Raw genomic sequence first — 24,687 nt, 5'->3', positions numbered from 1 at the left:
TTAATATGTAGTTAAAAAAACGATCGGAATACAATATTAGGCCAGCTCGATAGAATTCATCGAAACTGACCTAATTGATTGACTTGTTATTATGATTTGATCAGATTATAGATCAATTGCGCTGCCTCTTCTCGCGTCAATTCACGCTTCGGCATGAATTTGTTACCAGGATAACCGCTCATCACGGATTCTTGGGTCACAAGATTTACACTTTCTTTCGCCCAACCAACAATGTTTTCTTGATCAACATATGAAGCTGCATCTGATAGTGCTGATCCATTCTTCATCAGAACGTTAGCTAGCATAATCGCCGCTTGCTCTCTTGGAATAAATGCATTTGGACGATAAGTGTTATCGTTAAATCCTTTAGTGATACCATTTTCAAGAGCAGAGCTCAGCTCTGAAGCATACCAAGCTTGTTCATCGAAATCTTTAAACGTTCCCGCGTACGGAGAAGATGACGTGTACCCCAGGGCTCGATTCAAGAAGATCGCGAATTCTGCTCTTGTTACTTTTTTCTTACCGCCGAATGTTCCATCGGAATACCCTTTAACAATTCCTTTGGATGATAGGGAAAGAATCGCTTCATTCGCGAAGCTTCCTTCAACATCCGAGAAGCTTGGTGAGGTTGTTGGCTCTGTTTCTTCTTCCGTAATGACTTCAGTGTCAGTTCCACCAACCGTACCTGGGACTGCTACCGTTCCATTCCCTTCAGATCCTCCATTGGTATCGCTTGGAGCACTGCCCCCAGTCGATGGGTTTGTAACTGATCCACCTGTTCCTGGTGTTGTTGGATTTGTAGGCGTTGTGCCGCCTCCGTTACCTGTACCAGGATTCGGAGTAGGTGTGTTTCCTCCACCAGTTCCTGGATCTGTAGGAGGAAGTGTCGTACCAGGAACCGTAACTCCAGAACCATCAGCAGGTGTAGTCATGCTAACTTCTTCTCTAGCAATTACTTCTTCTGATCCGTCAGCTTTGACACGTACTGCTGTGATATCGTAATGATAGTTTTTGCTAGGGTCAACATCAGTCTCAACAAAATTTAACATGCCGTTAATCGGAATTTGAATCCCCAGATCACGGGCTTCACCCGTTGCCGCATTGTAATATGTTACTTTATACGTTCCATCGCCCAAAGGTATCGCTTTAGTTTGTGGGTTACGTTCTGTATACATTACTGCACCTTCTACAACTTTGTAGTTAAAAGTAATCGTACCCTCCATAGGCGCTGCAGGTGTAATCACAATGCTTTGTGGTGCTGCTGGAGTGGTTACCTCAATCACATTAGAATCCAACGTTCCCCACTCGTTACTTGCAACAACTTTATACGTATGCTGCTCTTGTGGTCCCACATTAGGATCAGTAATTGTGTTAAGTGACCCAGTCCAAACTTTGTTGGTGTCGTCTTGATATACATCATAATAAGTAGCACCAGTCACAGTTGACCAGCTAAGTCCCACTCTGTTATGTTCGACACGGTTTGCTTTGATAACTAGGTCCCCAGTCGGTGCTTGCCCCACCACTGGTTCTGCTGGAATCGTGACAACCTTTTGAGCAGTTTTACCCAGTACTCCATCTTTATAAGCTGCAACTTTGTACGTATAAGTTGCGCCCGGCCAAATACTATCAGAGCCCTCAGACCACCCTGTATTCTGAGGTACACCAATTGACATACCATCACGAGTGATAAGATACTCGTCAGCTCCCTCTACTTCATCCCAGTCCAAGCGAATATTATTCCATGCTAAGTCTGTCACACGGAAGTTTGCAGGATAAGCCAACTGAGCAACTAATGTTGTTGCGCTTACTGTAGCTGGTTCGCTTTGCGCATCGCCTTTTACAGCTATAACTTCATAGTTGTACGTTGCACCGCTCGGAAGGTCTGTTTGTTTAAAAGTGGTCAATTTGCCTTGATACACGATTGCTTGACCCTGTTTAACAATATACTCCGTTGCACCAGATACCACATCCCAAGTCAATTTAATATAAGTCGCCTTTGGATTTGCAACCAAGTTAGTCGGTTTATCCAACACTACTGGCTCTTTTTTAGTGACAATTGATAGTGTAGCTGGTTCTCCATCTACCTTATCGTTTTTGGCAAAGATATATACGGTGTAAGGTCTGTCTGAGCCTAATCCTTTTGCAGTGAAGGTTGTATCTGCCCCTTCATAAACAAAATCATTATTAATACGAACCCAATAACTTGTAGCACCTTCTACTGCGTCCCAGGAAATAATGGCCTCGTTAGACGTAGTCTCTCCCCTTGGATTCTTTGCCGCCGGCAATTTAAGCGGGTCCTTCGTCCAAATAGTCATTAGCTGACTGCCACTCTTGCCTACAGAGTTTACTGCAGAAATCTCCACACGATACTCCGTTTTCTCAGGAAGTCCCGTGTAAGTATAATTTAGTTCAGGACCGTTATATACCTCAAGTCCGTTAATTACAACTTGATAAGTATCTGCTCCCACAGCAGCTTCCCAACTTGCTGTAACAGAATGCTCATCCGATACCACTCTAAATTTACTCGGATTCGATGGAGCTTTAGGAACTTCCACTTTCGCAGTTACATTCACCAGCACGAATGGCGAAGCATCACTGTTCTTTGCGCCATCGAAGGATTTAACCGAGTACAAGTAAGCTTCTCCCTCTACAGCGTTTTTATCAGTATAGGAAGGACTACTTACAGAACCGACTTCTACACCGTTACGGAATACTTTATACAGCAATGCACCACTTGTCACATTCCAGCTGATCTTAACATTACCTACTTCAGTGCTCACAACCGTAGGAGTGGTTGGAGCTTCCAGTTTAGCTTCAGCTTCTGGAGTTATTGATGTTGAAGTTGATCGCAATCCGTCTACTCCACCTTTAGATGCAAACACTTCTACCACATATTTCGTGTCTGGAAGCATGTCGTAAAACACCTTTGAAGTGTCTTCGGAACTGGTGTGCGCAATCTTTCCATTTATCATAATTGTGTACTTGTCTGCTCCCGCTACAGGGTTCCAAGACACCACTAGGCTAGTCTTGTTTACCACGTTAGTAGTAAGGTTAATTGGTGCAGATAACCTCTCTGCAATAACAAATGGACTAGTTGTTGTTCCTATTCCTGTAAATTGAGTTTCAGAATTAATCTCACCCATGCGAGGTACCGAGTATTTCTCATTACTAGCTACAACATTCAGCTGATAATTTGGTTTAGCTGCACTACCAGAAGATTGGCCGGTAAATACTCTACCTTGTCCACCAACCTTAGTTGCATCCTCCACAGTGTTAGGACTTACAAATCCCTTACTAAAAGTAACGCCTCCGTATCCGTTGGCATCATACAACATCATACCGAAATACTCTTTATAATCACGGTTACCTGCTAGTCCTATAGCAGAAGAGTAATCGTAAACTTTCTCGTCCTCAATCCAGGAATATACAGACCAAGTTCTTGGTACAAATGGATAGTCTACACTTCCGGCAGCAATGGTTTCATTGGCAGTACGAAGGGTTTTACCAAAAGAACCTGTTGTATTCGATGTTAGATCTAGAGCCCATTTAGCTGTAGAAGTTCCCTCACCAACACTCCCATAATAACCGGAATGATTAATCAGGAAATTGTTCCCAGCAACTTTCCACAGACCAGCGGTTTTTAGATCCACAACATCACCAAAAGTCGCACTTTGATTCCCTAATACCAGACTTTTGGTCATGGGAGAGGACAAAAGTAAATTCCACTTTCCGGTGTCTCCTGTGCTACGCTGAGTCCATTCTACCTCTAAAGTAGTATCAGCATTTTTGGGCAAGTTGGTTAGAGTCTTTACAGACGGAGTTCCATCTGCGTAATAAACACTTTTACCATCTAGATAAAATCTTACAGCGTAATTATACTCAGCTTTAGACTGTAAGACTAAAGTAGTCTGATCAGCAAAACCCCAATTAAGGTAATCCATATGAGGGGCATCTGTCAGGTTGTTACCGTACTTCCCACGCTCGTCTAAATTGGCATTCACAGCATGAACTTTAGTCTTAACCGTCAAACTTGACTTAGTACTTTCACCCGCACTGTTTACCGCGACAACATCTACAATGTAGTCTGTATTTGCTGTTAAAGCCTTGTAAGTAAATGACAAATTAGAACCATTATAAACCTCTTCTTCACCTACAGTTACTTTATAACTCGTTGCTCCAGCTACAGAATCCCAAGTGGCGGTCAAGCTAGATTCTTCTGTTGTTACTTTAAAGTTAGTTGGTGTAGACGGTTTAGTCGGAGCAACTAAAACATAATTAGACAACTCAGGAACTACCGTGGGTACACCCAGACTATTTTTATGTGTAAGACCTAAGTTGCCAAAAGCGTTATAACCCCACACATAAACCTTACCATCAGCAGTTACAATTGCACTATTTTCATAACCGGCTGAGACATACACCACATTCGCAGGCAATCTATCCGCATCGACCAACTTATTACTAGTCATTGTGCCTGATGTATCTACAGTCGTTCCTAATTGACGATACAATGAGTTATTTATACCAAAACTCATTACCTTACCATTCTCACGCAACAGTAAGAAATGATTTCTACCCACAGAGATCTGCTTAATATCATCTGGAGCATTAGTTATTTTTCTGTAAGAAGGAAAGGTATCATATGGACGCCAATGTATTAGCTCTCCTTGAGTATTTTTTGCAATAGCATATTCAAAGCCTACCCAGAAATCCTCCATAGATTCTTGACCTAAGGAAGTGTAAGTCATCTTACTTTCGCTGATTTGACCAAGATCTCCATTATCCAGCAAAATCAAAGTTTTCCCTGTAGCAAACAAAGCTTTCTTGACTTTGCCTGGCAGAGGTACCTTCTTAGGGGTACCTGTGTTGTACTCTGAGCTGAATCTGCTATAATTCAGAGCTCCCCACAAATACAGATCCCCATCCTTAACAGCAAGATTGGATCTATCTGCTGTTTGAATCTGATCAACGTTCGAAATATCTGTGACTTTAGCTGGATAAGCCACAGTACTGTAGCTATTACCTACCTCGGTCTTGCGTGCTCCCCAATAATAAATATCTCCCACACTATCTTGAACATACGTAGTGCTTCTATCGGAACTCATCATTACAATTGGATTAGTTATTTTACCTTCTCCCTCTGCGGAAGTAATTGTTTTATCGTAACCAGGAGTTATTGACCCCCAAGATCCAAAACCGCCATGAGGAGTTAGTGCGAACCCACCAAACTCATTGAGTTGTATCAGATTACCATTTACTTTCTCATGCGCTACATCAGCACTTGCCTTACCTCCACCAAACAATGGTAAACTACCAATCAACAAACTAGCTGAAAGGGCTACTGACATAATCTTACTAAACTTACCTCTAAGCATGTCGCAAATCTCCTCGTCTATTTTATATGTCTAACCCAATCTCCTGTAACTAGCATTACTCCTTTCGTATCTAATTGAGTTCTAGACTCATTTCAAAGGAGAATTCCCCCCCTCAAATAAGTCTATAACTCTACCACTTCATTCTCGCCTTCCCATCTACTTTGTCTGCGCTAATCTTTCCTCCCCCTTGTGTCAGCTTATCTTGTTGGCCCAAGCATCTTAAAGTCTTGTAAAACCTCTTTAATGCAAACTGCCTTTAGACATTTACATGCATGAGAAAATGTTCTATCTTCACATGAACCTCTAAAAACACCTGTTGTAATACGAGCAAATAGAAAACTAATTTAATTATTACATGTCTGAATAAGGAGTTTATTCAATATCTCGTTGAAACTCTTCATCTCCACAGCACTCGTCTTTCGCTTGCCCTTTTTTGTGGTTATGAATGTATCTGCATTACTATCACTTAATTGATAGACCGGTGCTACTTTAGGTAATTTCAAAATCTCAACTCCCTTCTTCCTCAAAATTAAATGTAATGTTTTAAGAACAAAACAAAAAAAGCACACACTTATCCCGTACGGACAAATGCGTGCTTCGCATAAAAATTATTTTTTAGTTGCTCCCATAGTAGCACCTTACTCACCAACAGGCAAATTTCCTACTGAAAGGGTCCTTACGAGTTCATACGGGGATTAGGTTCATACCTTTCCATTTCTCAGCAGTAGTCAACATTACATTTTGAATCTTAATTCCTTCCGCTCTTCTTGCAAGAAATGTGACTTGATGCTGATCTTTGCACTCATTTATTAAGGTCGGCTCATACTTTTTCTTTAAATCATCTTCCGATAAGTACCGGTCCTCTTCTTCAACTAGTTTCTTTTCAGCTTTTATAAAAACCCAATCCCCCCTAAAAAAATCATAATACCCGAGCCATTTCTCAAGTCTAGCAAACCTGTTTCGATGCGAATCATATTCTGCCTTAAAGTTATCTAATTGGATCGGGCCAATACTCTTTTCGTAGATGCTTATTACCTCATCAGAAGAACCTACAACCCAATCAGCCATTTCGTTTGCTCTTCTCTGAAGATTAACAAGTCCTCCTGGATCGTGATCACTTTCAGAGCGTAGAGTGATTAGGTGTAAGGTAGCTGCATACATTGCAGCTGCAATACCTTCTAAGGTATGGAAATCAGTAAACTTTTGAAACAATTCCTGAGACATGACATGGCATTCATCCAAAGTAGATGTATTATGAGGATTTGCGGCATAATCATCAAGATTTTTTTGCAAAGCTCTTAGTTGAGCTTTATATTCTCGAAAAAATGCCAGATCTACAATCTTTTGAACACGAGCACATATTTCATTAACCATTGCTTCAATGTTTTGCAGCTCTTGCTGTTGAAGGAAGTAATTCTTGATGATGTCTGCACCCATTTTTAGAGCAAGATCGGATGCAATTCCGACGATGGTACTTTCCCATTTTGTATCTGACACGTTTCTTCACCCCTATTTGTGTTTTCACAGATAGGATTTACCACATTGAACATTTTATTAACTGAATATTTCGACTATCTAGTGGGAAATAAGGGTTGCTAAAAAACATTAGACCAGCTCGACATAAACATCGAAAGTTGGCCTAATGTTTTTTAGTTTTGTTCTGATTGAATCAGATTATAGATCAGTTGCGCTGCTTCTTCTCTCGTCAACTCTCGCTTAGGTAAGAATTTGTTCCCAGGATATCCTCCCAATACTGACTCTTGGGTAACGATATCCACACTCTCAGTTGTCCAGCTTACGATAGAGTCGTAAGCTTCAAACTCAGCAGTTGATGACAATATTGCCATTATTCAAAAGTACATTAGACAGCATAATTGCTGCTTACTCTCTTGGAATAAATGCATTTGGACGATAGGTATTTTCGTTAAATCCTTTTGTAATACCATTTTGAAGAGCAGAATTAAGTTCAGTTTGTTGCGTACCAGGCTTCTTGGTTAAAATCAGCAAACGTCCCTAGATAAGAAGAGAACGAGGTGTACCCTAGGGCACGATTGATAAAAATCGCAAATTCTGGTCGAGTAACATTTTTCTTGCCGCCGAATGTTCCATCATTGTACATATAATTGACGACAATAAGGGGATACAAAGAATGAGAAAAGGTAAGTTAAGCAAGACATTGTCTGTTGTCTTATCAGCTAGTTTGTTACTCGGGAGTTTACCAATTTGGTAAACTTTCATGACTAAGTTTTTTAATTCCGCCTTGCTTTGGATATTAATGTAATTTATTCCTCAATTAAATTACTATCCCCCAAAAAAAGATTGTTAGAAAGTAAAACAAAAAAAACACGTCTATCCCTATAAGGAATAAATGCGTGCTTCGCAATGGCTTACTTATATTATTTTTTCGATACTAACATTTTACTAACCTACAGGCAAACAGCAGCAGCCTGTCATGCCAAATTATTCTTTCATATTAACCAAAATGGTTATGGCCTTATTCATAATATCTTTGTCTTTGCCTTCAAGCTCTTTTGACAGTTCTCTCAAGTTTATGATTGCTTGTCCTGCAAGGATTGCCCGTATTTCGAGATCCATAGCTTCACTATAAACATAAAGAGGTTGTGTGCCATTCAATTCTTTATATTCGGGTATGGGTAAATCAGACAACATGTTTCGCATTTCCTCGTAGTAATGAGCCGCTTTCTTACTGCGCCGAAAATTTTGACTTTCCACTTTTTGAATGGTTGTCGGAGAGATATTAAACATCTTTGCAGCCTGTGGTCTGGTTAAACCTAAAAGGAAACGCATGGATTGCATTCTCTTACAAGCAGGATGCTCTGAGGATAGACTTGTAACCACCTCTTTGGCGACAATGATTGACTCCCCTACTATTTCACTCATATTTTTGCTTTCTCCTTACCTATACGTTATCTCTAGTTTACTTATATAAACAAACTTGTCCAGTCAACTTAAGACAAATGATTCTGATCAACTCTTTCAAGGTCCCTTATTTCGGCTTAGATACACCATAATTAGCTTGAGGATGCCTACATTTCTTCGTTTGCTCATTATATTCATTAATAATTCTATCAAGACGTTCGGATTGCTTTATGACTAAAGGATGTCCTAATCCATGGATTTCATATAAATTATGTAATTTTTGTCGTTCTGTCTCTAAGACCTTATTCTCATTAGAATGATTATTCACAGTATCACACTCCCATACTGTAATATTTTATCTATTTATGAAAAAGTTTAGAAATTTAAATGTAAATCATAATCTCAATATAAAAAGACACCCTAGGGTGCCTTCATTGGTTTAGCGAGTTTTTACCAGCCACCTGAACCGTGACTATTTGTTGAAACAATGATAGGTGGTGTTGGAGGAAGTTCTTCCGAAGCAAATGCTGTGATCGGTAGTGCCATGATAACTAAACTTAAAACCAAGGTGAGCAGGGACATCTTTCTCTTCATGTCTATATACCCCTTTCGTATTTCATCATGATAGAAGAATAGCGATGTTCGGAGGTCTCGTCTATAGTGTGACGGATTTTCTCAAACATACATATATTCCTGACCATACATGCGGTATTGTTAATTCTAGCTGATATTGCCAAACTCTCTAGGATAAAATTAATACCAACGCTGAACTCATCCTTTTGAATGTAATAAGTAGCCACATCAGCTAAAAAATTTGCCAATCCGTCATCTATAATTTCAGCAGTATAGCCTCCTACATGGCCATTTTCGATGATCTGATTGAAAATAACTTGTTCAAATCGATGGAGAATCTCATCTATATTGATTTTATATAATTGAGCTGCTTTTACAATCTTGAATAGGGCACGTAATATTTCATCTTCATTGGAGCCAATGTAAGCAACATACTCATGTAGCACACTAACTTCTCCAGACATTAGTCTGTATAAATAGCGGTTAGCTTTGGCCCATTCTGCAAATTGTGATTTCGTAGCTATAGCAATCTCATCCGTTTCAATTATCCATGCCTGATCTTCGTATCGTGTTACATAACGCAAGGCATTCTCAAAATCATTTTTCTCTTCGGCTATGGTACCAAGAATAAGATTGGAATATAAAATATAACCGAATAAAGGTTTCGCTGGTTTCGATGACTGCTGATTTTTCTGAGGTTTTTTATGTTTATGTTCGTAGAGATTCGTTGCAATTCGTTCCATTTCTTCTGCTAAGTACTTTGCTTTGTCCCATTTATGCAGGGACATAAGAAGGTTTATTAGATCCTTTAAAGCATCCAACTGTTCAGTTTCACCTAACCTCTTTATGTAAGGTTCAAACAGCGCAGCACATTCCAAGTTCCTCGCCTGGTTATCAGTCAAAGAGTATTTAAATATTCTATACTGACAGGTAGCTAAACGCTCTGCATGCTGATACCTCTCGCTTTCGGCTATTCTTCTATACATAACTAAAGCAGCATCTTTATATCCCTCATTATCAAGGTGTTCAGCAACTTCAAACAGCATTGGTGAGTAAGCAAGATTGTCCGTTACGATGACAACAACCTGATCTAGACAGTCCAGTTTGTTAAGTTCCGCGCATCTGATAATTAAAGGTTTCCACCTTCTCCAATCCGATGTAGTTTCGTTTTTACATTCATTGATGTAGTTATTGTATAGCGCCCCAGGTTCCAATTTCATTGCTGCAGTAATCACATCTAGAACACGGACAGAAACGGGAATGACTCCATTAATTATTTTACTTAAGGTTCCAGCATTAATCCCAGAGGTTTCAGCAAAATGTGAAAGTACAATGTCATTGTGGTGTATGTAATCGAACAGTTCTGATCGGATCGTTTTGGATTTCTGTTCCAAAATAAATCATCCTCCAAATCGAAAATTTACCCTAAACCATCCTATCTTGGTTTGCAGGTAAGACTTTGTCACATGTCGGTAAAAGTAGTCTCAATTAATGTTACAAACGAAGAAACGGGCTCTATTTATATAGGAAATTCAAGTAAATGTAAATATGATCTCAGAGATTATTCACCTTAATGCTTGCATTACTGGGTTTATGCGTATTTAGTCTGTCTCATTTGATAGTATAAGTTGTCTCAAACGATGATATAAACTACATAACCCAATATTTTCAATTTAACCTCTTATATAGAAATAATATGTAAAAGTTAACCAGCGGTCAATAGATGAATAACATTTTTATCTCTTTAAATAATTCTGCTATGAAAAGATGAACATACTGTTAATAATTAATCCTATATCTGAAGTATCTCGAAATGGTATAAGTATACCGAATACATAACATCATTTGAACATAAAAACATAGCAAAAAGAACACTCACCTGTACTTCGAGGGAGCATTCTTTTTGCTAGCAGCTTCTACATCACTATTATATGCCAATTACGATGAATACATACCTGGTTCGAATCGAGAATCTTCAACTTACAATAGAATAAATCAAAGTAAGGACGAGGCCTAGAACCATTAGTTCCGTGAAAGTAAGGTTGACAACACCGACAAAGATAACACCAAATCTGTTTTTTGGATGCAAAACTAAGTCAAGAATCTTCTCCCCAGCGAGTCTGCAATCTAATAAAGTTAGAATCTCCATTTCCCGCAGCTCCACGAGTTTTTCCATGACGATAGGCTCTAAATCATCGTTTTTCATAAAATATCGAATTACCGACTCTTTCGCGTCTTTTGTATTTTGAATATGTCTCCCAATTTGATAACTAGTTGTAGATTTTTTTCTCCCTATCTCATCCGTTACTAAAGTGATATCCATGCCGAGCCGAGTCATCCTATGCATCTGTAGATTCTCTTTTCTTTCTTTAAGGTAAGTTCTAATCATATTATCCCCACTCTCTGTTTGAATTGTTATGAATTACGCACATGGCAGCTCTCCAGTAGCCTAGGTTCTTTACTATGGTTCTACTAGAAGGAAGTCTTTTATCATTTCTGGCCTTTAGTTCATCTTCTCGGTAGTTTTCATATTGAATCACGGTGAACCATGATCCGTAATAATCCGCAGCTGCTCTCAATGCATCAACACAATTCTTGGCTGAATACAATCGGTTATTCATTTTGTTAATTTCATACACCGGCGTTCTTTGCAGCTTCGTTTCTCTGGAATGTTCTTTTTTCTCGTATGGTAATATTTTTGGAGCGGTTGCGAGAATTCGTAGAACAGATGTGTTAAGACTCGCTTTACCTTTCAAGAAATTCATAACATGTTCTTGGGTTTGTGATTTAACCAATGTATCTAAACAAGTGATCAAGCTATAAATAAGCTCATTTTTTGACTCCACTAACATTATGATGCGATCTGATAATTCTATAGAGTTTTCGTAAATTGATTTAGCCGTATATAGATAATCCGTTATTACGTCAATAGTATTCATGATTCTCCTCCTCAGCGTTGATTTGTACAAAAAAAGCACCTCGCACAGACAGAAATACTTCTGAATGTACGAGGTGCTTCCTCGCTTTATTTTTTATGTAATTTGGTACTGACATTGTATTAAAATCGAGGGCAGGTGTAAAATTTCAACTACTCCTTCATTTTTTTCAACAGTTGCGAAACATACCCTTGAGTTATATTTAATTTCGCTGCAATTTCCTTTTGCTTCATTGCAGGGTTGTCCTCTATTAGCTCTACAATTTTTCGTTTGAGAAATACTGGGGCTGTAATATTTATTTTGTTTTTGTTTTGGTTCCCTGCTTTAGTCTCTTCATTGGATGATTCTGCTAATACCTTGAACATCTGACTAACACGTGAAAGGGATACATCTAAAGCTTCAGCTATTTCCTTACGGGATATATCCGGACTCACTCTTAATAAGTTTTGAAGTTGTTCCCACTTTATACCTCGTTTCCTTGTCGTTTTTTTATCTTCTGACTTCTCATGAATGCTTTCATTACCAACTCCAGAAACAAGAGATCTTGCACAATCTTTGCAAACCAATTGTTCTTTAAACATGATGAGATCTTCTGAAGCAGCACAGAAAAAACAACTGGTACTTCTAAATTTCCTTAGTACTACAAGAGAATTATCAGTATCATGAAAATACTCGATGTCATCTCTAACCTGTATATCCAACGAGTCTCTAAGTTCCTTAGGTAAGACAATACGTCCTAATTTATCTAAATGTCGTACTATACCAACGCTTTTCACATAATCAAGTCCTTTCTAATGTTTCCTATCAGTAATTACTCGATTTTTGAATTCTATATTATTATTATAATATAAAATATGGATGGTGATAGTAGATGAGAACTGATAAAGATTTTATGGTACATATTGATTCACACAACAGCCTTACTGCTAAGTATTTAATAAATGTTTCGAGGAATTCAATTGAACAAAAGTCATTTGAATTTTTGAATCAAAGTATCGATTTTTTATTGTCACAAGGATCGGATGCATTCGCTTCAACGATTGTCATGTTCGATGGGTACAATGACACTTCAGAGGAAATATACGAAATTCCTGAGGTACGCAATTGGGTAAACGATTTACTTTTAGCACATCCCTACTTCATATATTTCGCAAGTAGAGCGACAGACACTCACTTAGACTTACTCTCTTGCGTGGGGGACATCGCTATAAGATATTCAGGTGAGAAGACCCTTTCTCCGAATGAATATGCGCGACTTGGAATTGATCCCCTTACAGAAGTGGAAAGGAAACAATGGACCATATCTATCAATGAAATTTTGTATAAGCGCATGGAGTTGGCTCTTCGACTGCTGGGCACCAGGATTGATGATCCCCAAGGGACTAATGAGACTATCACCATGCTTGCTTATTTCAAAGATAAACATTAGCCTCTAGTTACATTCTGGTTCATTCTTATGAATTAACTCATTCAGCTCATTGAATACTTACTAAATGTTTCGATGAGCTCACAGTCTCTCTCCATATATACATCTTCCACACTCCAACCATGAGAATAACATATAACCTGTCTAATAGCTTTTGCTGTTATTTTAGAGTACTACACTGTTTTTATTTGTATTTGAACCTCGCATTTATTCTGATGCTTTTTAAGATCCTCCATGATTGTCTTCAATTGAGATAGTACTTGTTCTACTTCATAAACTCCCGAGAAATTATAGACATACGCCGAGCTACTATCATCTGCTATGAGATCTTCTAAGGATAACACCGAAGCTGACTCATGGATTTGGTATTCCGATGTTAAATTTACACTATTATCATCCACTAAATCATTTAAGGGGATCTCTAATTGTTCTAATATACCATTCAGTTCAGTCGAAGTTTGAATGCACCATACTTTCATGATGTCTTCTAAGAAGAATAATTCATTCCACTTAGACCAGCATTTTAGGCGTATTTCTTGCGGTAACTGCGAAAGATACGAGACTGGGACAATTTCCTCATAGACATTATAATTTGGACCATCATTTGTTTTTGTGTATTCTCTCTGATCTGCCTTGCTCATCATGCTATATGCAGTAACCATACCCCGTTTTCCACTCTTCACTCTATTAAACGAACTATTTGCTGTTCTCTTTTTGCTCTTACTGTCATCCATAATTATTTTTTCAATATTTTCTGACACGTCTATTCCTCACCCCTATAAATGACTTCTTTTGAAAGATTCTTGTATTCAAATTAACCGAACTCTAATGTCGTCTATAGATCTATGCACTACTTTGCATTATCTACGTAGATTTGATTTATTAATTGTCAGATTAACATATTTCCCAGACATCGAGTAGCAAAGTCAAAACACCTCTACAATGCTGGCTTTCTACACTCAGTTACCTATTTAGCGTGTCTGCTAGCTCTCAAAAAGTATGGATGTTAATTTCATTGCTCAAAAAAGACATATGATAAAATCGTAGAGACAAAAAATTTCAAAATTATCTCCTCAGTTCTATCAAGGGATATTTTGAACTTCTTTATTATACTGAAATGGATGTACAGTATTCTTCAAACTTTGGTGATCGTAATTTCCCTTCTTTAGTAAAACACTGAAATTTAATTTTACAACTTATTAGCGGCTCAATGTACAACCAACCTTTATTTTCGTGCTTAATGAGTTCTTTAGACACCTGGTTAAACGCCCGTAGAACTTCTGTACTTGGCGGGAACTCCAACATCCCTACATATCTTCCATCTACAGATAAACCCCATCCGAAACCGCCTTTAATCCTTACGGATGATACTTGGCAAATAATGAACTGATACGCTTTGATCTTAACCATATTCCACGAACGTGAGTTCAAATGAACTCGCGCATCCGGATTATACTGAATAATCCCTTCTTGTCCAAGCTCCTTGGCTCTCAAAAACAACGCCTCTCCATCGTCATATAAAGGGGTAATAGAAAGTGCTTCGGTATCAACTACTACTGCCTTAAGCAACTCTCTACGCTGCATGAAGGATTTATTCAACGTGGGTTTCCCGTCTAGATACAGTATATCCCATACTGGAAAGTGAGCTCTTAAGGTTTTTGCTATTTGTTTAACAGCCGATTCTTTTTTTGTATGAAATCTAGTCATCGCGTCATCCCACCACAGTTTGGGAGGTTGATCCTCAGTCTGTGTTAGATCAAAAGCGATACATTCACCATCCAATATGGCAGTCTTTACGGGAAGATTAATGGTATTCAGTTCTGGAAATCTTGATGTTACCTCAGTACCATGCCTTGTAAAAGCTCTAACTTTACCATGGTCATAATGTATGATAATTCTAAACCCATCCCATTTTAAACTTGATTTGAAATTTTTAGCTATCTGAGAGGGAAGCAACGGATGAAGGAGCATCGGTTTTAACGGTTCATTTAACATGACAATCCCCTCCTTAAAAGACCTTAACATGAGGATCAGTTAAAAGGTATATGGAACCGTTGGAACATCTGAGAATTATGTGCAATTCTTCACGTACACGTATGGAAATATCCTAAAATGTACGAAACTCGGGGAATATGGTCATGCTGCAGCTGGGTAAACTTCGCTAAAACAAAAAAAGTCCCTTGATGTTCTCAAGGGACTTGATCTCTGCATGCTTACTAATATTTCAATTAACTGAATTCTTGACTCATAAACTGATCTCTATAAGCGTCTGTAACAATGTTTATGCGTGTAATAACTTTGTTTAAATTAGCGTCCCCACCTGATGTGAAATACTCAGTTTCTGATATGCCGACAATGAACCAATCTGCTGCCCATTGCAAGAAATCATCTACCCTCACCCCATCAGCGACTGCATGAACTGCTGAATACAACAAAGATACTTTAAGTTTGTTAGAGAACAACTTTTTAACGATCTTAGGTTGATATTGACTTTGCGCAGCTTCATAGACTTGCTCTAAAAAGTCAGACGCGCCTTCAACTAGTAAAGACGTATCATCAGAAATCTTATTTCTGTACAGCATTTCTTCAATAGTATCTTGGTTCAGTTTTGTGTTATTATTCGTTTGCACAAGGGCCATTACAGCTAGTATAGGCTCCATATGTTCCGATCTATCTGTTTTTGATTCATTAAAACCAACTTTGGAGAAGTTCATTTTCAAATACTTGTTTACGCTTAATTGTATTTGTGTCGTCATGTGAGCTTTCTTCAATTCTGATTTGTTGTGTGCCTCGTAGTTGTTCCAACGATAATATAGCTCATCTTTTAAATTGTCATCTATATCGTACAAATACACGTCAAATTGGTAACCTAAGATCCTTCTTTGTAACATTTTAGGCAGGTCTTTAAAATACAAACCCGAGATATCGATAAGTACTCGCTCACCTTCATGCTCTCCAAAAATATAAGTTTCTTCTTCGAGCGCCCATAGGTTTTTTATGTAATCTCGGTTGCTTGTAATACGTTGATTCCCCTCAATTACATTACGATACAACACCTTATTTAGTGACTTTTTCTGTGCTTTGATAGGACCTAAATCAATACTCATACAAATGGAGGAAATTGCTTCAGATTTTTTCCTGAGTGACCATGCTTTTTCCCCTCTTTGAGATGGATCATCGTGTTTAAACTTAGAGGGACGTTCCATATACTTTTCAAGTGTGTAACTCTCGCGTTGGAACTCTACGCCAAAAAGCCAATCAATGTCTTCTTTTTCATCCCTTACCACTTTTTCTTCGTCTGCCAAAATCACAGATGCATCAACTATTAATCTATCTGGATATTTCTCTGGAGTAATCAATTTTATCATCCTCTTCCTACGAATAATGGGTTGTGACTTACAAACATTCTAACTGAAGTGCAAAAAATAGAGTAGTCATATGCGTTTTTGAATTCTAAATACTACGGCTCTCATCTCCTGTTCAAATGGAAGTAAGCAAAAAAACACCAACTCAAACAGGGTTAATTGTCCAAAATGAACAGAAAACTCTGATTGAGATTGGTGTCATGAACTGGTAGTATCGCTTGATGCCACCTTGAAATAATGAATTAATTAATATGAAAATTATAATATCTTATAGGTGATGTGTAAAGTATTCAAAATAAGCTGTTTTGAAGAGTAACTTGTCCAAGTTGTTCTTTTATAGCTTTGCCCAAGGCTAAGCCAACGTTATGTGCTACTCCATTACCGACAGCTCGATACTGATGGCTCAAAGGTACCTTATCAGGAAACACATAGCTATCAGGCGTTCCCATGATACGAAGACATTCCCTTACCGTTAATCGTCTGTTTTCGGATGGATGCAAAAACTCGCGACCATCTTTGGCTATATGTGCTGTAAGTGTTGGTGATTCCCTATACCAATCCAATCTTCGCATTCCACGGAATTGCTTTCGCGGATTCATCATGACATCTTTGATCCGTTCGGGACTTGGACTGGTCCATGTGGCGAGATGATTTGGGATTTCTCCAGAAGCTGGCGGCAGATCACCAATCGCATCATATACAGTTTTACTTATGCTAAGAATCTCACCAGGGAAGCGAAACGTAAATCCTAAATCTTTTCTGACACCAACTACAAAGACACGATGTCTGTCTTGTGCTGTATCATAATGACATGCGTTTAGTATTTGCCAATTCACATTGTATCCAGATTGTTTAAACATGGACAACATTTTTTCAAAGGTAACTTTGTGCTGTCTCATTAAGCCTATTACGTTCTCAAAGAGAAAAACGGGAGGACGATTAACTTTGATATGCTCAAAATATGTCCAGATCAATGATCCGCGTTCGCCTTCTTCTCCTTCGTTGTTTCCTATTGATGAATAGTCTTGGCAAGGCGGGCATCCCACGTAGATATCTGCGTATGGGATATCAGCTGATACAATCTGATTTATATCCCCCACATGAATGTGATCTCCCACATTTGCTCTATAGCTCTCTGCTGCTGCGGGAGTGACTTCATTCGCCCAGATGATTTTCAACTCATTCATCAAACTATAATCAAGTAATCCAGCACCTGAGAAAAAAGATGCTACTGTCAATTGTCCATCAATATTTGGCATTCATTAGCCCTCATCTACTTAAAGCTCACTGGCTTTAAGCGAGGACAACCTACGGTGAAATACGTTAGGGACGTATTTTGCACTTACGCCATACGTTCAAGGCCCTAGAATGGCGTTGCAAAGGTTATTCCGATAGGTAAGCCTTTGAAGTTATCTCTGGCTTTTCCCCCGGCTAACACCGGACATGAGCCTTTCGGTCTCATCCGGCGTCCCATCTGACACAACTGACCTATACTTCTACATTAAGGAGGAGGACTAAGCAACGTACTTCTTGCCGAAGAAAGGCTTCAAGTGGGCAAGGGTACGCAGATTATCGAACTTTTCCTTTTGCTTCTTATTGAGCTCAAATCCAGACAAGATATTTTCAATACTCGCAGTATCCGTCATATGGATGGCACGATGTATTGCTTCGTGAACAATCAAGAGATTGTCGTAGGAGTCCGTCCCACCTAACGCCCGAGGTCTGATATGGTGGCAGTGAAGCTCACCAATCCCAAGAGGTAAGCCAGAAACAGCACATTTCCCACGTTGAGCAATACATTTGCTTATCCGGTTGTCGTTGTATTCGATGCTCCTACCTTTGATGAAGGATCTTCTGAGATAACCCAAAAGCGCCTGATCTAAGGCAACTAGACTGCGGTGAATCAAGCTTCTTCCTTCGACTGTGAAGTTAGATATGTTCTGATTCATGTTCAGCGCAGTCCGATGTTTCTGAGCGTATATCGGTACAATTACGAGCCCACTGATTTTAAATAGTCTAGGATGGTAACCCTTGTATCTAGCTTTCAGTGTGTCCGTCATCTCTGTGAATGTCGCATCTGCCCGTCTGAACCTCAGCCGATTGTACATTCGACGACTGATCAGATAGTCTATCTCACTTAGATCCTTTGTGATCTGGGTGGCAGCTGCATAATAATTCTGAATCCCCATAATTACCGTATTAAAATTCCACACGGTTTTAGCATCGGGGTGTTTTTGGATTTTCTTAATTTCCGCTCCGAGCTTCCTAATAGCCATTGTTTTAGCTTTGGCACTCATTTTGCTGTGTGCGACAAGCATTTTCTTGTGTTTGTTAGAGCGCCGATTGGCAGCTTTTCTGTTGCTGTCTCGTTGGTAGTCAGCCCAGATTTCAAAGCCAAGAAAATTACTTTTTCGCTTGCGAAGATTAATGATTTTCGATTTCTCAGTGCTAATATCTAGGCCGAGCCTCGTCCTCATAAAATCTTTAACAGCATGGAAGAATTTCTGCGCATCATTATGGGTTCGACAGAGAATTTTGAAATCGTCGGCATATCTGATCATGTATCCTTCCTTGAGCTTAGTTCGCTTAAGACACTTAAATTTTGACGAAGGTCTGGTGAACTCATGCGATGTAGTGAAGTTTTCCCATTGATTCGCAACCCACCAGTCAAGTTCATTTAGAACGATATTGGAGAGTAGCGGTGAGAGAATCCCGCCTTGAGGTGTACCTTTGTTCGGGGTTCCTTCGCCATCGATTTTCGCCTTGAGAAGTTTGGAAATGATGCAGATTAGCTTCTTATCTCTGATTCCCAGCGTCCATAGTTGTTTTAGCAGCTTCCCATGGTTGACGTTATCGAAGAATCCCTTTATATCGATGTCCACACAGTAATGCAGTTCGCTCCTGTTGATGAGGTAGTGCATTCGAGCGAGGGCATGATGTGTGCTTCTATTTGCCCTGAAACCGTAACTGTGTTTGAAGAATTTAGCTTCACAGATGGGCTCAAGGACTTGTAGAATGCATTGCTGAAAGATCCTATCCCATATTGCTGGAATACCGAGCGGCCGTTTGTCTCCGTTGGCTTTCGAAATGAAGACTCTGCGAACTGCTTGGGGCTGATAATCATCAAACATGGATTGAACCCTGCGAACAACTTCATCCGAGTCCAGAATCCTTATGTCGTTGATCGTTAGACCATCGACACCTGCAGTAGTGCTCCCTTCGTTTTTCTTGATGTTTCGGTAAGCGAGTCTGATATTGTCTTCTGTTTGTGCAATTCGTAATAGATTGTAGAAGTTGTCTCCATTGACACTACGCCGGTAGAGATCGTCAGAGAAAATCTGATTACCGTAATATTCTGAGTGTCTGAGTTTTCTTTTCTTCTCCATGAGATGGTGTTTGCATCCTCCTTTACAGGAGTGAGCTAGACCTCTGTTAGTCATACTCGAAGCTCATGGCTGAAAAGAAACTGTATTCGTGGAAGGTTAGTCTTAATCAGACTAGTGGCTATCCCTCCGGCATTGTTAGTGCCATCGTCGGTACTGTGCCACCACTTTCACCGCTATAAACCAGGTTATACCTCGACTAATCTCATCTCGGACTTCCCTGGACCGCTTCATTGGGTGCGAGCCCTCTGCGTTGGCGGTTTACCACGTTCCAGTAACCCTATCTGTGCATGGACCCTTAGACGCTTCCTATGAGCCTGTTGAACTCGAATCATTTCGATCGTTGCCTATAACAACGAATGGACTTTCATACCACAAAGACTTACTCATCCACGTCCAACACCGCGACCGCAGCGGTGTACATTTCTGCACACAGTAACCTATAGACCCGTACAATCGGAAGTTCGTCTACGCCCTCTTGACCGTTTTTGTCATGAGCGAATTCTCGTCATAGGTCTTTTTAGACTCCAAGCGCCACTTGATACAACCTTCCCCTCGGAAAATCTTTCCTCGGCCAAGCCGTTAGGGTATCGTCAGCACCTATCCAGCGGGCTTATAACGTGATCCACTCACATGGACTGCCGCTATCCGCTAAGGAGGAAGCCTTTCAGGACGTTACTCCATCATTCGACCTCTCGGTTTACTAGTTCTACTGAATAAATTCAGCGCTCAGACTTTACCTCAGCGAGAGCATTGCTGCGCTCCTGAGCTGATCCAAGAACGTGTCGCACTTGTGGGGTACTAAAGAACGACAGTACTGTCCAAGGATATTTCTATCTCTTACCGTGGCAAGGAACAGTCTGCGAATCCCCCAACCTGTTATACAGGGAATGCCGTGTTTTTCTTCTCCTCTCTTGCCTCTCGGATATTGTGTTGAATCTCAAACCAACCGGTATCTCGATATCTCTCGCGATCTTCAGCTCCACAATCGTAATCTAACATCTTATAACAACCTTCAACTTGATGCATCTCACACTCGAAACAGTATTGAGTTTGAAATTTGTTGGCTGCTGAAAGACGTATAATGTACGTTTTATCTAGAGATAAGTATCCAGTGAACAGCCCACCTTTTAGGATCGATTGATCAGGAACAAGTGATCTTGGGAAAACCAAGACCCACTCATCATCACAATTTTCAAGTGATTCACTTACAGATACCGGTCGTTTACGGCCGTCTAATAGAACCTTGCTATAGAGCAAGGTTTTATCCGTTCCGCTTAACGATACGTAGTAATATTTCCTCGGTTCATGTATAAATTGTTGCATTAAATGATGTTTCTTCCCAAAACTATTCACGTGGACATGTTTAGGTTGTGGCCTCGCCATCGGACTCCTCTCCCTTCATGCACTCGTTATACCGTTCGGTATAAACAGAATCCTCGAAGATGTGAGCCCAAAAAAGAAGCTCAAACGTTTCTTCCTCTTGCCTCCCCTTCTTCATTTGCAATTCATACATCTTCTTTAAATACCGATCTTGTTTCATCAGCGCTCTCATTGCAGAGATATTAACACTAACTGCAGTCATATCATTCACATCCTACTTCTATAAAAATAAAAATGCACTGAAGAACCGATTACGGCTCCAAAGTGCATTTTTTCGTGAATCTACTCTCAAGTATTAGTAGCTAGCCTCGAAACGAGAGAAACGTAATTTGAACAATTCCAGTTCTTCGACTGTCAATTGATCATCATAGGCTCGTATCTCCGATTCATATTCACTCATTGGCTGATTGATAATTTCAAATAAGGCCACAACCAGATCTTTAGCATTTTCAGTAGGTACATTAACAGTCAATGTTTCCACTTTGATGTATTTATTGATTTCATCGAACTTGTAGATGGCGTATACCTGATTGTAATCTGGATTTTCCGTTAAGGAGACATTAACTATTAACAGTGTTGATACAGCAAAATATTGATGGGGAATCTGAGTCTCTGTTCGAAGTTTATTTGCAAGGGCCATAAGCTTCTCGGAAAGCTCCTGGTCTACGAGTCCAAGTCCACTGCAAGTCTTGCAATCAAAGGTGTTCTTAACACAAGTAGGACATTGAATTAGTTTCTTCATGATATCACTCTTTTCATTTAGTAGTATGTGCTTTAATAATAGGTTTCGTTAGTCCAGTAAGACTTTTCGTCCAATTGAATAAGACTCTTTTAACTTCTCCATTGCTTTAGCAGTGACTTGGTAGCTATACCAACCAGTCAGTCTCTTGTCTAATGGAGCATGGGCACCGCTTAAGATACAGAGGAATTTAATACCCCGATTAGTTTGGAGTTTAAATGGGCTACTCACGTAGTAGTACTTCCCAATAAAATCGGCTTCTAATTGTGTATTAACCGGTCGATCTCCCATCTCAGGGTAAGTAGGATGCATACCTTTTGAAATCTTTTCAGCAGGAAAATCAATAATTTTAGACATATCTTTCACTCCCTTATGGTTTTTAGACATAAAAAAAACACCTACAGGAAATCAATTAAGGATGGCCTTAATGAAATCACCTGAAGGTGTGTTTTATATCAAGTATGACTCGTACCGCTTGGTTGAGTCGTGTGTATAAGAAATTGTATTTTCTTATTATAGAACTAAACTAGTCGGTTGTCATCTCTGTGAATAAAAATAGTGAAAGTAGAGTCATTGATCAGAATTTATCTTAATATCGTTGACTCATAGAGCTTAACCCTTACAAAATTGCCTTGGCCAGCTTCTCGGGATCACGAGATAAGAATAATAAAGCAAGAATCAAAACAAATGCAGTAAGCGATAGTAAAGGAATCGTAATAAATCCAAGCCAGTTAATATAGTCTACACTACAAGGCACACCAGCTTCGCAAGGTAGCACACGTCCTATACTAGCAATTTTCTGACCGGCATAATGATAACCAGCAATCAGGAACCCAACCACAGCTAATAAGACACCTGGTGTTGCTATTTTACGGTCTTCTTTTAATGCAGCATAACCTAAAATAATGGTTAAGGGATACATACAGATTCGTTGTAGCCAGCAAAGTTTACACGGTTCATAATGCATAATTTCGCTGAAGAATAGACTCCCCAATGTCGCAATGATCGAAACAAACCAAGCAAATAACACACCGTATGATTTAAAAAAGTCTCTCATTATGAATCCCCTTTTGCTTGTCCATCGATTGCTTTCTGGATCTCTTCTTTGAGCTGAACATAGGTTAGTCCTCCTGGTTGAATAGCGATGCCATTCACAACAAGTGTAGGGGTTTGTTTAATTCCCAATTCACGCGAAAATGCTAGATCCTCCGTGACCACTTTGCTATAATCTCCATTTTCTAAAGCCGTATGCATATCCGTATAATCTACATTAACACCGGCCGTTTTAGCCAATTCAACTAGATAATCAATTGTTGCCCAATTGATAGACTCAGATTGTTGATTTTGATAAATCGTTTCGAAATACTTCCAGTAGTCTGAAGGACTTTTTGCAAGAACATACTCCGATGCCTCTGCAGCTGTTACGGAGTCCGGACCAAGGAACGGGAAATTAACAAATTTGAAGTTAGCAGTGCCTGGTTCAACAAAGTCCTTTATTATCATCGGATATATATTTTCTGCAAAGAACTGACAACCTGGACATTTAAAATCCCCGAACTCAACAATACTTACATTTGCGTTTTCATCACCTTGGACTGGCTGTTTAGTTAAGTGTTCTACTGCAGCCTCATTCAGGGTGATTGGTTTTGCTGCACCTTCCGTTTTGGATGTTGCAAATGCGATTAGAAATACAATAACCATTAAACTTGAAAAACCCATCACCGCGAGTTTAACCCCTTGTTTATTTTTCTTCTTTTTCTTTGTCGTTTTCATATTATATCCTCCAATAATTTCGATGATTTGCATTCTCTCTAAGTTAACGAATGACCGGCTTACTTTCCCTCCTACTCTCTTCTTGCGTTTGAAATACTCGCGACAATAATCCTTATAAAAAAAGAAGCAACAGTGAAGATACCCTAAGGGCATTCACCGGTGCTTCCGGTTGTATACGTTATAGAACGAACGCTTATAAAGAGAATTAAGTCGTGATTTTCTTATTATAGGGGATGCTCTGATTATCGAGTAATAAAACTGAGCGGTTTTGTTGATAAAAATTTATCGATTGGCTATAAGACCCAAATCGTCCTTTTATGTATGAAAGTGATACGCTACCACCTAATTGAGCATATTCTCTAGCTGTAGGAACACGTTTATACTTGTGATAAAGAAGATCCATTTTTGCTAAAAAACCTTCTTCCGAGTTTAGGGAGTAATTCTTTGTAAAATAGCTGTCCGAATAGAAGTTGCTCTCTTGCATCTCATATCCTTTGCTTCTGATTAACATGTACAAACTCATTCTCACAACGGATGGAAAGTTTACCTTAAATGAGTTGTTATACTGAGTTTTCACTTTTGCTTGTGCTAAACGAGCCACATCGGTAAGCAGCTCAGGATCGACCATAACAGACTTGCGAACCAAGGGGAAATCTAAAGCAAACCTCTCTTTTAGATGATATGAAGTGATACGTCTATTGATCTCATAAGGGACGTTCCAACTTGGTTCGTCTAACAAAAACATGCAATAGTTATAAAGTAACACCGGTACAGCCTCACTAGATCTCTCACTATAATCCTGAACTTGTTTCCAGAGTGATGGAAGTACCCTTATAATCAATTCCTTCTTCATC

23 protein-coding genes and 1 pseudogene are annotated in these 24,687 nt (G+C 39.3%); 1 reads left to right on the top strand and 23 read right to left on the bottom strand.

From position 1 onward, the window contains the following. Positions 1 to 89 precede the first annotated feature (89 nt). The 11 genes and pseudogenes from OM416_RS19300 to OM416_RS31930 all read right to left on the bottom strand — a co-directional run. On the bottom strand, positions 90 to 5,375 hold the full coding sequence (locus tag OM416_RS19300) for an S-layer homology domain-containing protein (protein ID WP_264932228.1): 5,286 nt from the start codon (positions 5,373 to 5,375) through the stop codon (positions 90 to 92). 684 nt (positions 5,376 to 6,059) lie between these two features. Beyond that, a complete protein-coding gene (locus OM416_RS19295; RefSeq protein ID WP_264932226.1) occupies positions 6,060 to 6,872 on the bottom strand; it encodes a hypothetical protein in 813 nt (270 codons plus the stop codon). Between the two features lie 152 nt (positions 6,873 to 7,024). Continuing rightward, positions 7,025 to 7,222, bottom strand: coding sequence for an S-layer homology domain-containing protein (locus OM416_RS31935; RefSeq protein WP_413775808.1), 198 nt, complete (start codon positions 7,220 to 7,222; stop codon positions 7,025 to 7,027). A 613-nt stretch (positions 7,223 to 7,835) separates the two neighbouring features. Beyond that, on the bottom strand, positions 7,836 to 8,276 hold the full coding sequence (locus OM416_RS19290; protein ID WP_264932224.1) for a hypothetical protein: 441 nt from the start codon (positions 8,274 to 8,276) through the stop codon (positions 7,836 to 7,838). 106 nt (positions 8,277 to 8,382) lie between these two features. Beyond that, entirely contained in the window at positions 8,383 to 8,583 is a 201-nt protein-coding gene (locus OM416_RS19285; RefSeq protein ID WP_264932222.1) for an aspartyl-phosphate phosphatase Spo0E family protein, read from the bottom strand. Positions 8,584 to 8,705: 122 nt separating this feature from the next. Further along, positions 8,706 to 8,849: a hypothetical protein gene (locus tag OM416_RS19280; protein WP_264932221.1), complete on the bottom strand. Its 144-nt coding sequence runs from the start codon at positions 8,847 to 8,849 to the stop codon at positions 8,706 to 8,708. Between the two features lie 2 nt (positions 8,850 to 8,851). Further along, positions 8,852 to 10,222 carry an XRE family transcriptional regulator gene (locus OM416_RS19275; RefSeq protein ID WP_264932219.1) on the bottom strand — a complete coding sequence of 457 codons (1,371 nt, stop codon included), beginning with the start codon at positions 10,220 to 10,222 and terminating at the stop codon, positions 8,852 to 8,854. Positions 10,223 to 10,803: 581 nt separating this feature from the next. Then, on the bottom strand, positions 10,804 to 11,151 hold the full coding sequence (locus OM416_RS19270) for a hypothetical protein (RefSeq protein ID WP_264932217.1): 348 nt from the start codon (positions 11,149 to 11,151) through the stop codon (positions 10,804 to 10,806). Positions 11,152 to 11,218: 67 nt separating this feature from the next. Next, positions 11,219 to 11,767: a hypothetical protein gene (locus OM416_RS19265; protein ID WP_264932214.1), complete on the bottom strand. Its 549-nt coding sequence runs from the start codon at positions 11,765 to 11,767 to the stop codon at positions 11,219 to 11,221. Positions 11,768 to 11,916: 149 nt separating this feature from the next. Further along, entirely contained in the window at positions 11,917 to 12,345 is a 429-nt protein-coding gene (locus tag OM416_RS19260) for a winged helix-turn-helix transcriptional regulator (RefSeq protein WP_264932212.1), read from the bottom strand. Between the two features lie 60 nt (positions 12,346 to 12,405). Beyond that, positions 12,406 to 12,540: pseudogene (locus OM416_RS31930) on the bottom strand (AbrB/MazE/SpoVT family DNA-binding domain-containing protein); the annotation flags it as partial. Positions 12,541 to 12,635: 95 nt separating this feature from the next. Here OM416_RS31930 and OM416_RS19255 point away from each other — a divergent pair. After that, entirely contained in the window at positions 12,636 to 13,193 is a 558-nt protein-coding gene (locus OM416_RS19255; protein WP_264932209.1) for a hypothetical protein, read from the top strand. Positions 13,194 to 13,363: 170 nt separating this feature from the next. On the opposite strand, the gene OM416_RS19250 is transcribed toward OM416_RS19255, so the two are convergent. The 12 genes from OM416_RS19250 to OM416_RS19195 all read right to left on the bottom strand — a co-directional run bounded on the left by OM416_RS19250 (position 13,364) and on the right by OM416_RS19195 (position 24,686). Beyond that, positions 13,364 to 13,951: a hypothetical protein gene (locus OM416_RS19250; protein WP_264932207.1), complete on the bottom strand. Its 588-nt coding sequence runs from the start codon at positions 13,949 to 13,951 to the stop codon at positions 13,364 to 13,366. 346 nt (positions 13,952 to 14,297) lie between these two features. After that, positions 14,298 to 15,185, bottom strand: a complete 888-nt coding sequence (locus tag OM416_RS19245; RefSeq protein ID WP_264932205.1) for a DNA ligase — start codon at positions 15,183 to 15,185, stop codon at positions 14,298 to 14,300. A 233-nt stretch (positions 15,186 to 15,418) separates the two neighbouring features. Continuing rightward, complete coding sequence (locus tag OM416_RS19240; RefSeq protein WP_264932203.1) at positions 15,419 to 16,549, bottom strand: hypothetical protein; 1,131 nt, start codon at positions 16,547 to 16,549, stop codon at positions 15,419 to 15,421. 296 nt (positions 16,550 to 16,845) lie between these two features. Beyond that, entirely contained in the window at positions 16,846 to 17,814 is a 969-nt protein-coding gene (locus OM416_RS19235; protein ID WP_264932201.1) for a DNA cytosine methyltransferase, read from the bottom strand. Positions 17,815 to 18,069: 255 nt separating this feature from the next. Next, complete coding sequence (ltrA, locus tag OM416_RS19230) at positions 18,070 to 19,941, bottom strand: group II intron reverse transcriptase/maturase (protein WP_264932199.1); 1,872 nt, start codon at positions 19,939 to 19,941, stop codon at positions 18,070 to 18,072. Positions 19,942 to 20,817: 876 nt separating this feature from the next. After that, positions 20,818 to 21,324, bottom strand: a complete 507-nt coding sequence (locus OM416_RS19225; protein WP_264932197.1) for a hypothetical protein — start codon at positions 21,322 to 21,324, stop codon at positions 20,818 to 20,820. Next, the gene (locus OM416_RS19220) at positions 21,305 to 21,523 is read right to left on the bottom strand and encodes a hypothetical protein (RefSeq protein WP_264932195.1); all 219 of its coding nucleotides are present in this window, start codon (positions 21,521 to 21,523) and stop codon (positions 21,305 to 21,307) included. Before OM416_RS19220 ends, OM416_RS19225 begins: the two co-directional genes overlap by 20 nt. Positions 21,524 to 21,616: 93 nt before the next feature. Further along, a complete protein-coding gene (locus OM416_RS19215; RefSeq protein WP_264932193.1) occupies positions 21,617 to 22,063 on the bottom strand; it encodes a hypothetical protein in 447 nt (148 codons plus the stop codon). 48 nt (positions 22,064 to 22,111) lie between these two features. Continuing rightward, positions 22,112 to 22,417, bottom strand: coding sequence for a hypothetical protein (locus tag OM416_RS19210; RefSeq protein WP_264932191.1), 306 nt, complete (start codon positions 22,415 to 22,417; stop codon positions 22,112 to 22,114). 262 nt (positions 22,418 to 22,679) lie between these two features. Next, a complete protein-coding gene (locus OM416_RS19205) occupies positions 22,680 to 23,117 on the bottom strand; it encodes a disulfide oxidoreductase (protein WP_264932189.1) in 438 nt (145 codons plus the stop codon). Beyond that, positions 23,117 to 23,833, bottom strand: coding sequence for a DsbA family protein (locus OM416_RS19200; protein WP_264932187.1), 717 nt, complete (start codon positions 23,831 to 23,833; stop codon positions 23,117 to 23,119). The genes OM416_RS19205 and OM416_RS19200 overlap by 1 nt, the downstream gene beginning before the upstream one ends. A gap of 205 nt (positions 23,834 to 24,038) precedes the next feature. Continuing rightward, a complete protein-coding gene (locus OM416_RS19195; protein WP_264932185.1) occupies positions 24,039 to 24,686 on the bottom strand; it encodes a hypothetical protein in 648 nt (215 codons plus the stop codon). Position 24,687 lies beyond the last annotated feature (1 nt).

This window comes from Paenibacillus sp. LS1 (assembly GCF_026013365.1).
Lineage (GTDB): Bacteria > Bacillota > Bacilli > Paenibacillales > Paenibacillaceae > Paenibacillus.
This window is presented reverse-complemented; position numbering and strand designations above follow the sequence as displayed.